The sequence below is a fragment of the Aurantimonas sp. 22II-16-19i genome, assembly GCF_002088275.1.
GTDB lineage: Bacteria > Pseudomonadota > Alphaproteobacteria > Rhizobiales > Rhizobiaceae > Jiella.
The window spans coordinates 1-10,963 of record NZ_AQQS01000063.1; the positions used below are offsets into that span (position 1 = coordinate 1).

Consider the following 10,963-nt stretch of genomic DNA (forward strand, 5'->3'; position numbering starts at 1 on the left):
GCCGGCGGCGATCCCGATCGCTCCGCCGCTGACGGCGCCGGTCAGAAGCCGCGTCCCGAACTGCATCGGGACCTTGCGGCTCTGCGTCGACGGCAGCTGATCCGTCACGAGTTCGGCGACCGCAAGCACGGTGAAGATCCAGGGCGTCCACTGATAGCCGAGGAAGGCCAGCCAGCTGTCGCCGAGCGGCAGCCAGCCGAGATAGGCCGCCCAACTCACCGCGGCGGGAGCGGTCATCGCCCGCAGCCCCGCCACGATGCCGATCAGGAAGGAAAGGAGGATCATGGCATGTGGTCTCGCGTTGGAGGCAGGCGGGAACGCGCTCGGTCGGCAAGAAGATTCAGGCAGGGGATGATGTCGGTGAAGGTCGGAATGCGGATGAAGGTCGTATGTCTGTGTCCGGACGTGGCATCGGAACCCCAGGTGGCGGGGCGCAATCCGCTCCGGCTGTCATCGGCCGGACGATCGGCCACGCCACGGGTGCCGGTTGCCGCGATCACCGACCAGCCCTCCTGATCGAGTCCAGTCTATCCCCGTTGCCCGTGCCGGCAGCCGGATTTCGGACTGGAAGAACTGCTGGCGTCGGTGCCTCGAAGAGAATTATCGAAAGGCAAAATGAGTCGTGCGGCAAGTCGACAGGCACATGTGAACCTTGTTCCCTTTGGACATCATCTGTACCATCATCAAATAACACGGTCCATCATACGAAGGTTTCGGCGAAACCGCCTTGGTAGTGATGGCTGGCCCTTTGGTGACGAGCCGCGGCGAGCGCCACGGCCTGTGACGCTCGTCGCAGGGCAGGTCATCCGGCCCGGATCACCTTCCGCTGTTCGGCACGGGCGTATTGAGGAGCTGCTGCTCCCACAGATAGGCGATGCCGCTGCCACCGGCGTGCTGCGTGAACACCTCGGCCAACTTGCCGGCCGTGTCGATACGAGCCCAGTCCCGCTGCCACTCTGCCGCCACTGCCACCCAGGTCATCATGTTGGCACCGGCCCCGATCATGCGCTGGATGGCGACTTCAGGGTCGCCAGGCGCTGCACGTCGGTGGCGAGCCTTCGTGTGGCCTGGTCCTCGGCGGCGTCCACCTTGGCGCGCAGGACGGCGATGGGCGTGCGCAATTCATGCGCAGCGGATGCGATGAACCGTCGCTGTCGCTCATAACCCTCGTCGAGGCGCCGCAGCGCGTCGTTCACCGCATGGACGATCGGCGCGATCTCGATCGGTACATGCGCCTCGCTCAGCCGCCGGCCGCGCCGGTCAGTGTCGATCTCTTCCGCCTCCTGCGCGATGCGCGAGACCCCGGCGAGCGACCGCCGCACGATCCAGGGCGTGACGGCGAGCGAGGTCACCGCCAGCAAGAGGAAGATCGGCAGGATGACGACGTTGGAGGCCATCAGGACGATGAAGCTCAATTCGGCGAGCTTGCCATGGCCGATGATCGTCAGCGTCCCGGCCGGCGCGGCCTCCCGCCTGATCACCACCGTCAGGTCGTATGGCGCCTCGCGATCGCGCAGCTGCGCATAGGAGAGGTCGCTGAGCCGGCCGACGAGCGCGGCATAATGCTGGGGCACCTCACCGAATGAGACGCTTTGGCCGGCGTCGTCTCGGCCACGAACCACAGATCGTCCGTCGCTTCGCGCAGCTCGGCGAGTTCCGGCGTCATGCGAATGGCGAGGTCGCCATCCTCGTTGCGTGTGATGGCGCGGGCGATCACCGGGGTGATCTGTTCATCGGCATAGGGACCGCCGCTGTCGATGCGGATCGCCACGGCAACGAGGATGGCGAAGGAGATCATCAGCGTGGCGAGATGAAAGGCCAGCGGATAGACGATCAGCGGCCGCTTGAGGGAGGGGTGCCGTCTCACGAAGCTTCGCGCAGCAGGTAGCCGACGCCCCTGATCGCGTGGATCTCGATTCCCGCCTCGGCCTTGGTCAGCTTCCGGCGGAGCCGCGAGATGTGCGAATCCAGCGTGTTCGACTGCACCTCGTCGTCGAAGCCGAAGATCGCCTGTTCCAGCGACTCGCGCAGGACGGTTCTCCCGCGCCGCTTGATCAATGACGCCAGAACGCGCAGTTCACGGCGTGGAAGTTCCATGCGCACCCCTTTCACCGCCACTTCCTCGTTCGAGAGATCGAAGATCAGGGAGCCCGCACGGATCGTCTCGCCGGCCATCTCGGCCGGGCGCCGCCTGATCGCCCGGATGCGGGCCAGCATCTCGTCGACAGAGAACGGCTTGATGAGATAGTCGTCGGCACCCTCGTCGAGGCCGACGACGCGGTCGGAGACCTCGCCTCGCGCGCTCAAGACGATAATGGGGAGGCCGGGATTGCCCGCCCGCAGGGCCGGAACGAGCGACAGCCCTTCGCCGTCCGGCAAGGTGCGGTCCAAGAGGACCAGGTCGAAGGAGCCTTGCGCTGCCGCCTCGCGTGCGCTCGCCAGTCGGTCGGCATGATCGACGATGAAGCGCTCCCGCTCCAAGGCAGCGCGCAACGCCTCGGCCAGCTGAAGCTCGTCCTCGACCAGCAGAATTCTCACCACGACACCTCAGGTCGGCGCTCCGGCGGTCCAAGGCAGTGTGGCCGTGGTGACGCCATGGGGCCAGGACGGTTATGAGCGTCGTGTATGCCCTGGGCTCCATTGCGGCAACATGGCGTGCCCGTCGGGGAGGTGATCCAGGTTTCCCGTCGCGCAGGCCCCGCGGAACGCGTTTCAGGCTTTGTCGATGCCCTCCACGTTGCGCATCTCGTCCAGCACGAAGTCCGCGAAGGCGCGCACTGCCGGCCGCATGAAGCGCACGGACGGATAGGCCAGGAACAGTTCCGTCGGCCGCACTTCCCACTCCGGCAGGATCTGCACCAGCCGGCCGGCCGCGAGTTCATCGGCGACCATGAGATACTGGACGGGGCCGGCCGCATGGCCGTCGAGCAGCGTTCTGGCGACCACATGCGCATCGTTGGACTGGAGGATCGAACGGACGTCCAATTCTCTGGGCACGCCCCTCGACAGGAGCGCCAGACGGTTTTTCGCCGTGACGGAGCGCGATGTCGTGACGAGCGGGATTTGGGACAGTCGCTCCAGGGTGTCGACGGGACCATGCTCCTTCAAATAGGCCGGGCTGGCGACGAGGACCCGTCGCGCGTTGCCCAATCGCCGAACGATCAGGTCCTGTGCACTGGGGCGACCCTGGATGAAGGCCATGTCGAAGCTCTCGAAAACGAGATCGACCGTCCGGTTCTCCAGCATGAGTTCGAAGGCGATGCCCGGATGGGCACGTTGGAACTTCATCAGGAAAGGGTGGAGGTACTTGCCGCCGATGCATGAAGGCGCATGGAGGCGGATCGTGCCTTCCATGGTCTCGGTCATGGCATTCACCCCTTCGACGGCGGCGTCGATGGAGGCGAGGGCCGACCGGCTTGCGTCGTAGAGCGCCTGGCCCTCGGGCGTCGGGCGCACCAGCCGGGCAGACCGTTCCAGCAGGCGGGCCTGGACCCGCCGTTCGAGATTGGCGATGTGTTTCGAAACGGCTGGCTGCGAGAGGGAGAGATCCTGAGCCGCGGCGGTGATCGAACCGCGCTCGACGGTCCGGGTGAAGGCTCGAAGGGCGGCTGCCAGATCCATCCTGATTCCCAATCCCTGCGTCCGCGAAAGCCGCCATCGTCGCAGCACCGGCCACCTCTGGACCGTGCACGTCCCGCCGACGGCGGCGACGCGTCCAGGTCAACGGCATCAGCGCGACGGGATGCCATCCATTCCCATTCGTTATGGCCAGGATAAGTCATAACATCCTTGGATTTTTCGTCGCAAGCTTTAGGTTCGGCTGTCTCTTTCGTCGTATCCGAGCAAGCGATTTGACAATCATGCCCATGTCCCGCCGCGCCTTCGTTCTGGGAGCGGTCGCCGTCAACGTCCTGTCCGCCGGCTGTGCCGCGACTGGGCGCGGCCAGCGCCTGCAAGCTTCGCTGGAACCGCCTCCCGTTCCTCAGGGGGCGGCAGTGGAACCCGTCGCATTCGACGCCCCGCGCACGCCGGAACTGGACGCTCGCTACGCGGCGATCGTCGACGGCGGACACGAGATCCCGGCCGTCCCCTACTGGAAGATCGACCCGAAGTTCTACCGGCAGCAGGTTCCCGACCCGACCGGGGAGGCGCCCGGGACAGTGGTCGTCGACACGCCGAACCGCTTCCTCTACCTCGTCGAGGAGGGTGGCACCGCCATGCGCTACGGCGTCGGCATCGGGCGGGTCGGCTTCACCTGGGAAGGCCGCGGCATCATCCATTGGCGGCAGCACTGGCCGCGCTGGAAGCCGCCATCCGACATGATCGCCCGCAAGCCGGAGCTGGAGGTGTACTCGGTCGAGAACGGCGGCATGGAGCCGGGCGTTTCGAACCCTCTGGGGGCACGGGCGCTGTACATCCACCAGAACGGCGAGGACACGCTCTATCGCCTTCATGGCTCACCCGAATGGTGGACCATGGGAACGGCGGCGTCCTCGGGCTGCGTCCGGCTGGTCAATCAGGACGTGATCGATCTCTACGAGCGCGTTCCCTATCATGCACCGATCCTCGTGAGGCAGACGGCGCTGAGCGTTTGAACGAGGATCTGCCGTCTGCTCGTCGAGATGCAGCCGACCCGTGACTTCCTCGCAATGGACCGCCCGGACGGAGCTATTCGAGGAGGAGCGTCACGCTCCGACGGGCATCGGACCGTCGGGGCGGCGTTCGCGGAGCCAATTGGCGGGCGAGCAGCCGGCAAGACCTGCCCCGTCAGCAGACGACTTCTTTCCTTTCATCATCATCTTGATCTCTCGATCGTCACGCCGGTCCCTGCCGTTCAGCGGGCGTTCCGGCAGGCGCTGCAACGCCTCCCGGCGTGAAGATCCCGGAGACGAGCGCGATGGCGGCGAAGGCCGTGACCGCCAGGCCGGCACCCATCTCGTCCAGGAGAAAGCCGAAGAGCGGCGCGCCGGCGGTCTGGCCGACGGCGATGGTCATGAAGCCGATCATCAGGCCCGTGGCGGGTCGGTCGGCGAGGGCTCTGACGCCCCAGATGAGATAGACCCCGGTGAGCATCACATAGGCCGCGCCGAAGAGTGCGCCGCCGATCAGCGTCGATCCGGGGAACGTGAAGGCCGAACCCACCGCGAGAATGCCTGCCGCCATCAAGGCGAGAAACGTCAGGTGCACGCGCAGAAGGCCGAAGCGGATCACCAGCGACCCGGCAAAGGCTCCGGCGATGCCGCCTGCCCCGATGAGGGTCCACAACAGGCCGGCCCCGGGGCTGCTCCAGCCGAGGCGGGAGGCGACGAGTTCCGAGCCGAAGGACCACAGGGCGGTGCTCGCCATTCCCATCAGAAAGGACGCGCCGATCAGACGCCGGACGGGGCCGCCCAGCGGCGGTATGCCGCCCGGAGCCTCGCCGCCGCGTTCGGAGGGGATGGTTCTGGCCACAGCGACAAGGAGAAGCGCGGCGACCGCGGAAAATGCGCCGAACGCCAGCCGCCACTGTCCGGCCAAAGCCAGGGCGATCGGCCCGGACAGGGCGACGCCGGCGCTCGTGCCGGCATTGATGACGGTGTTCGTCACGTCCTGGCGCTCAGGCCGGACGGCGGCGGCAACCGCCGCGGCCATGGGCGGCGAGGCGAGGCCGGTGCTCGACCCCGCCACCATCACGGCCGCGGCCAGCATCAGGGGGGAGGGCGCGAGGGCGATCCCAGCCATGCCGATCGCGGCGACGGCGGCCGCCGCGATCGCCACCCGCCTCGCCCCCATTCGCTCGGTCGCCCAGGCCGACAGGACGATGGCGATGCAATAGCCGAAGAACGACCCGCCCGAGATCACCCCGCCGAGGCTGGAGCCGAGTTGCAGCTCGGCGTCGATCTGGGGCAGGAACAGTCCGAACGCGAAGCGGGCAAAGCCGTAGCAAACCGCGATGAGGCCGAAGCCGGTCGCGCCGATGCGCCGCGCCGGGCTCATCGCCGGGCCCTCGCAACGAGGATTTCTGCAGCGGCACGCGCTGCGGTGACCGCGTCCGTGCCCCGATAGGCCGCTGCGGCCGTCGCTCCTTCGAAGAGGATCACGATCTGATCGGCGAGGGCGGCATTGCCGCCGTGGCCGATGTCCGTCGCGACGATCTCGGCAATGCGTGACCGGACCGCCGCCTTGTGCGCCATGACGGCCTCCTGGATTGCTGCGGTCTCGCCGCCGGTTTCGCCCAGTGTCCGCAGGAACAGGCAGCCTCTGGCGCCTTCGGCGCGCACCCAGTCCTCCAGCGCCGCGAAGATCGCGTCGACGCTGTCGACCTCGAGCCGCTGCATGAAACGGCGGTCGCGCTCGGCGAGCACCGCCACCATGAGCGCGACCTTGCTGCCGGCGTGCTTGTAAAGCGTCCGGCTGGAGATGCCTGCGGCACCGGTCAGTCTGTCCATGCCGGTGGCGGTGAAGCCATGGCGGTCGAACAGGCGCTCGGCCGTGGCGACGAGGTTTGACTTGATATCCATGCACCAGATGTAAAACGATCGTTTTACAATTCAAGGCGCGCGATGTCGTGCCGTGTCGGATCGCTCGACGCTGGTCTGAGGGCGCTCCGTCGCGAACGCCTGCAGATCAAGCTCTCGTCAGTCGGAACTGGCGACCTTCAGCCCGGTCCACTTCGCGGCGAAGGCCCACATGTCGGCGATCTCCGCGATGGCCTTGTCCATCGCCTTGCCGCTGCCATGCCCGGCCTTCCTGTCGACGCGCAGGATGCGGGGGCGCGGACCGAGATCGGCGGCCTGCAGAGCGGCGGCGTATTTGAAGGAATGGCCCGGCACGACACGATCGTCGGTGTCGGCGGTGCTGACGAGAATGGCCGGATAGGGAACGCCGGTTCCGATGTTGTGAAGCGGCGAATAGGAGAGGAGGTTGCGGAAGTCCGCCTCGACATCCGGGCTGCCGAACTCCTGCGTCCAGAGCTGCCCGCCGGTGAAGCGGTCGAAGCGCAGCATGTCCATGACGCCGACACCGGGAAGGGCCGCCGCAAAGAGGTCCGGCCGCTGATTGACGACGGCCCCGACCATGAGGCCGCCATTCGATTCGCCGTGGATGGCAAGGCCATCGGCCGACGTGATCTTTTCGGCCTTCAGGAACTCGGCGGCGGCGATGACGTCGTCGAAGCCGTTCTGCTTGGCCTGGCCCCGTCCGCCGTCGTGCCAGGCCCTGCCATATTCGCCTCCGCCGCGAATGTTGGCCACGGCATAGACCCCGCCCTGTTCGACCCAGGCCATCGCGGCTGGCGAATAGAACGGCACCATCGGAATGCCGAAGCCGCCATAGGCGGTCAGCATGGTCGGCGCGGGGCCGGTCACGTCGCGGCGGCGGACGAGGAAGATCGGCACGCGCGTCCCGTCCTTCGACCCGTAGAAGCGCTGTTCGACCACGATGCGGGTCAGATCGATCGCGGCCTTCGGTTCGGCCCACACCGTGCTCGTATCGGCGGCGACGTCGTAGCGGTAGATGCTGGTCGGCGCGTCGTGGCTGGTGAAGACGAAGAATGCCTCGTCGTCGCCCGGGCGACCGTGGAAGGGCCCGGTCGTGCCGATGCCGGGAAGCGCGACGACGCCGTCCGGCGTTCCGTCAAGCTTCAAGCGCTCCACCCTGGTCTTCGCATCGACCATGTAGGCGAGGATCAGCCTGTCGCCGACGAGACCGGCGAGGCGCAGCACGGCGTCCTGTCGCTCCGCGACGAGGTCGGTGAAGATGGGTTCGGGATCGGCGATGTCCGTCGTGACGATCTTGCCGCGCTCGGCGCCCTTCTGCGTCCACAGGAAGAGCTTCGTGCCGACATTGCCGGCGAGGGTCCAACCGTGATCGAAGGAAGCGACGATCTGCCGGGTGGTCCAGGCGGGATCTTCAAGATCCACGAGGGCGAGAGCATTTCCGCCCGTCAAGGCCGTCGAATAGATCACTGCGTAGCGACCGTCCGCGGTGACGTCGACCGTATGGATCGCCGGGATCTCGGTCTGCGGACCATGGACGAGACGGTCATCGGATTGTGGCATGCCGAGCCAGTGGAAATAAATCGCATGGCCGAGCACGGGCGACTGAAACCGGGCGCCATCTCCCGGCTCGGGATTTCGGGCGTAGAAGAAGCCCGATCCGTCCTTCGCCCAGGCGATGGTCAAAAAGCGCGCCCATTTGATCTCGTCGTCGAGGATCGTGCCGGTGTCGACGTCGAGGACGCGAATGGTTCGCCAATCCGCGCCATTCTCCTGAATTGCGAAGGCGAGACGGGTTCCATCTTCGGATGGCGCCCATTCGGCGAGAGCCATGCTGCCATCCTCGGACCAGGCGTTCGGATCGATGACGACGCGATCCCGGCCGCTCGTCCCGTCGCGAACGATGAGGACGGGCTGCTTGTCGAGCCCCGAATTGCGCGTGAAGAAGTAGCGCCGGCCACGCTTTTCGGGCGTGCTCAGACGCTCGTGATCGAACAGCCGCTTGAGGCGCTCGTGGAAGACGCACCTGCCGGGAAGCTCGGCGAGATAGGACGCGGACAGGCGATCCTGGGCATCGACCCAGTCGGCGACTTCCGGGTCATGGCGGATGTCGCCCTCCAGCCAGCGATAGGGATCGGCAATGCTGGTGCCGAACCGTCCGTCGACGGCATCGATGCGGGTGGTTTCCGGATAGATCATGGGTGTCTCTTCATTCGCAGGGGATGGGTTGGTCGCTACCGTCGGCCCGGTCTTCGACCGGCGGCAAGGGTTGCCGCTCGAGCGCCGCGGGGGCTTGATACCAGCGGCCGGGAGTCAATCTCCCGGGCCGCCGGTACTGGAACCCGCGTCCGGCTCAGGACACGTCCGCCGGCTCGCCCTCAGTTCGGGTCGCCGAAGCCTTCGGGGCGTCGACGCTTCTGCGATCTTCAACGCGCCGAGAACCCCGGATCGAGTTCGTCGAGGATCGCGTATGCTGCCTCGATGCGTGCCAGGTTGGGCCAGATGCGGTTGGCGAGCATCACGATCGCCGTGCCGCGCTCCGGCTGGAACAGCGCATAGGCGCCGAAGCCGCCGGTGGAGCCGGTCTTCGAGACGGTGCCGACGGCCTTGCCAGTCACCGGAGAAGCGGGACGTTCGACGGCGTTAGGTTCGAGGACGAAAGCCATGTCGACGCCTTGGCGAAGGTCTTCTAGCCGGGCCGGGGCGGCGTAGAGCTCCCAGCCGAGACCCTGATGCATCGTATCGACCCGGTAGACGCCCGTGCGGGCCTCACGAAGCGCCGCCTGGAGATCGTCGCTCAGCCCGTCCGGATCAACCGACGCTTCGATGAAGCGCAACAGATCGCTCGCCGTCGTCTTTACGTCATAGGCTTCCTGGTCGAAAAGCCCCGGATTGACACGCACGGCGGCGTCGTCGCGGGTGTAGCCTTGGGCGTAGTCTTCCGCGCGATCCTCAGGGACTTCGAGGAAGGTATCGCTCAGCCCTATCGGCTCGAAGATCTTCTCTTCCATGATCGCGGCGAAATCCACCGGCGCTCGCCGCGGCCAGATGGCCGGCGAGACCGATCGAGGGGTTCGAATAGAGCCGGCTCGCACCGATCTCGGTGATCGGAGCGAAATCCCGGTAGAAGGTGGGAAAGTTCGTCTCGTCGACGCCGTCCGGAAACTGCAGCGGCAACCCGCCCGAGGCATAGGTCGCGAGATCGACGAGGCTCGCCCCGCCGACCGGACTTTCCGCCAGTTCGGGCAGGAGATCCTCGGCCTTCGCCGAAAGGTCCACCATGCGTTCCGCTTCGAGGCGGGCGAGAAGCGTCCCGGTGAACGGCTTCGACAGCGAACCGATCTCGAACAGCGTGTCGTCGCCCACGGCCTCGCCGGTCTGGAGTGAGGTAAAGCCGTAGTGAAAGACGTGGCGCTCGCCGTCGTGGAGGATCGCCACGGACATGCCCGGCACGTCGTGCTCGGCCATCAGCGGTTCCACCACCGCATCGACGGCCGCGCGCGTCGCCTCGTCGGCGAAGGCAGGAGCGCCGAGAAGGGTCGTCAAGGCGGCAGCTGCCACCGTGCTTTGCATTCTGTATTTCATATGTCCCTCAGATCCTTAAGGCGAGTGGACAGTTGTTACGGGGCATCGATGAAAGGGGCGTAACGCCTCACTGAGCATTGCCGCCCCTGAGGATGCTGCACCCGGCCTGTCAAGGCAGCACGAAGATTGCCGCCACATGACGTGCTCCGGGCTGAACGGAAGATCCTGCGCACCCCGCCCAGCAGATTGAAGGCGATGCCCGAAAAAGCGCAGTCGAGACGCCGACTCTGCCGATCTCCAGCCTGTTCATCCCGACTGTTCACCTTCGGCGGGAGCGGTGCGGAGGCTCCAGGCAGGCTTCTCCGGCCGCGCTCGACCGCATGCCGTTCCCTCCCATCGGGGCGGGAAACGCAGCGCGCCTAGCTGATGTCCCGAAGCCGAAACGGGCGATCCCATGAGGCGGGAAGGCCGCTTGCCCGGACGGCGTCAGCCCCGTCTCTGGACGCTGGCGGTGCCGAAGATCAGCTGCTGGGCCATCGGTCGGCCGATGAAGTTCTCCGGGAAGATCGGCGGACTCGCGCTCGCCTGGTCGAGCCGTTCGAGCTGGGATGCGGCGGAGATCGCCGGGATGAGCCGTTCCACCTTCCATCTCCACTTCAAGTCGATCACGACGATGAGCCCGATCGAATTCCGCAGCCATCTCAGAACGCAGGAGGCGCGCCGGCTGATGGTCGCCAGCGCCATGGATGCGGCGAGCGCGGGATTTGCGGTGGGCTAGTGGTGAAGCTGAGACGGATAGTACCCGCTTGCGGTGCCGAAGGGCTGGAGAATGCGGCATTTCCGGCGGACTCATCTGTCACGGCATGACCACTAGAAAGCCCTCGCCGTTCGGCCGCGACTATGGGCGGGTGTTCGGACTGCCGCCGGCGAGGGACGCCAACCGCCTTCACCACGACCTGACG

General features: G+C 66.5%; 13 protein-coding genes and 1 pseudogene. 2 read left to right on the top strand and 12 right to left on the bottom strand.

Going from position 1 to position 10,963, the window contains the following annotated elements:
• The 6 genes and pseudogenes from ATO4_RS26250 to ATO4_RS26270 all read right to left on the bottom strand — a co-directional run.
• On the bottom strand, positions 1 to 285 hold a 285-nt coding region (locus ATO4_RS26250; RefSeq protein WP_139802719.1), incomplete at its 3' end, for a DUF4126 family protein.
• Positions 286 to 816: 531 nt separating this feature from the next.
• Positions 817 to 1,023: pseudogene (locus ATO4_RS26255) on the bottom strand (hydrolase); the annotation flags it as partial.
• Positions 1,002 to 1,574, bottom strand: a complete 573-nt coding sequence (locus ATO4_RS28585) for a histidine kinase dimerization/phospho-acceptor domain-containing protein (RefSeq protein WP_348626486.1) — start codon at positions 1,572 to 1,574, stop codon at positions 1,002 to 1,004. The gene ATO4_RS28585 and the pseudogene ATO4_RS26255, both read right to left, overlap by 22 nt.
• Positions 1,487 to 1,867: a hypothetical protein gene (locus tag ATO4_RS28590; protein WP_245308935.1), complete on the bottom strand. Its 381-nt coding sequence runs from the start codon at positions 1,865 to 1,867 to the stop codon at positions 1,487 to 1,489. Before ATO4_RS28590 ends, ATO4_RS28585 begins: the two co-directional genes overlap by 88 nt.
• A complete protein-coding gene (locus ATO4_RS26265) occupies positions 1,864 to 2,538 on the bottom strand; it encodes a response regulator transcription factor (RefSeq protein ID WP_083595055.1) in 675 nt (224 codons plus the stop codon). Before ATO4_RS26265 ends, ATO4_RS28590 begins: the two co-directional genes overlap by 4 nt.
• A gap of 174 nt (positions 2,539 to 2,712) precedes the next feature.
• Positions 2,713 to 3,621: a LysR family transcriptional regulator gene (locus ATO4_RS26270; protein WP_083595048.1), complete on the bottom strand. Its 909-nt coding sequence runs from the start codon at positions 3,619 to 3,621 to the stop codon at positions 2,713 to 2,715.
• A 239-nt stretch (positions 3,622 to 3,860) separates the two neighbouring features.
• Here ATO4_RS26270 and ATO4_RS26275 point away from each other — a divergent pair, with 239 nt between their 5' ends.
• Positions 3,861 to 4,595 (top strand): L,D-transpeptidase, encoded by a 735-nt coding sequence (locus ATO4_RS26275; protein ID WP_083595049.1) that lies wholly within the window; start codon positions 3,861 to 3,863, stop codon positions 4,593 to 4,595.
• 220 nt (positions 4,596 to 4,815) lie between these two features.
• On the opposite strand, the gene ATO4_RS26280 is transcribed toward ATO4_RS26275, so the two are convergent.
• The 6 genes from ATO4_RS26280 to ATO4_RS28595 all read right to left on the bottom strand — a co-directional run bounded on the left by ATO4_RS26280 (position 4,816) and on the right by ATO4_RS28595 (position 10,643).
• Complete coding sequence (locus ATO4_RS26280) at positions 4,816 to 5,976, bottom strand: MFS transporter (RefSeq protein WP_083595050.1); 1,161 nt, start codon at positions 5,974 to 5,976, stop codon at positions 4,816 to 4,818.
• Positions 5,973 to 6,500, bottom strand: a complete 528-nt coding sequence (locus ATO4_RS26285) for a TetR/AcrR family transcriptional regulator (protein ID WP_083595051.1) — start codon at positions 6,498 to 6,500, stop codon at positions 5,973 to 5,975. Before ATO4_RS26285 ends, ATO4_RS26280 begins: the two co-directional genes overlap by 4 nt.
• Before the next feature lie 117 nt (positions 6,501 to 6,617).
• Positions 6,618 to 8,675, bottom strand: a complete 2,058-nt coding sequence (locus ATO4_RS26290) for a prolyl oligopeptidase family serine peptidase (RefSeq protein WP_083595052.1) — start codon at positions 8,673 to 8,675, stop codon at positions 6,618 to 6,620.
• A 227-nt stretch (positions 8,676 to 8,902) separates the two neighbouring features.
• The gene (locus ATO4_RS26295) at positions 8,903 to 9,505 is read right to left on the bottom strand and encodes a serine hydrolase (protein ID WP_210191151.1); all 603 of its coding nucleotides are present in this window, start codon (positions 9,503 to 9,505) and stop codon (positions 8,903 to 8,905) included.
• A complete protein-coding gene (locus ATO4_RS28000; RefSeq protein ID WP_176223191.1) occupies positions 9,429 to 10,022 on the bottom strand; it encodes a serine hydrolase in 594 nt (197 codons plus the stop codon). Before ATO4_RS28000 ends, ATO4_RS26295 begins: the two co-directional genes overlap by 77 nt.
• A gap of 465 nt (positions 10,023 to 10,487) precedes the next feature.
• Entirely contained in the window at positions 10,488 to 10,643 is a 156-nt protein-coding gene (locus ATO4_RS28595; protein WP_245308936.1) for a hypothetical protein, read from the bottom strand.
• On the opposite strand from ATO4_RS28595, the gene ATO4_RS28600 reads away from it, so the two are divergent.
• Entirely contained in the window at positions 10,630 to 10,779 is a 150-nt protein-coding gene (locus ATO4_RS28600; protein WP_245308937.1) for a helix-turn-helix domain-containing protein, read from the top strand. The genes ATO4_RS28595 and ATO4_RS28600 overlap by 14 nt on opposite strands.
• Positions 10,780 to 10,963: the final 184 nt, after the last annotated feature.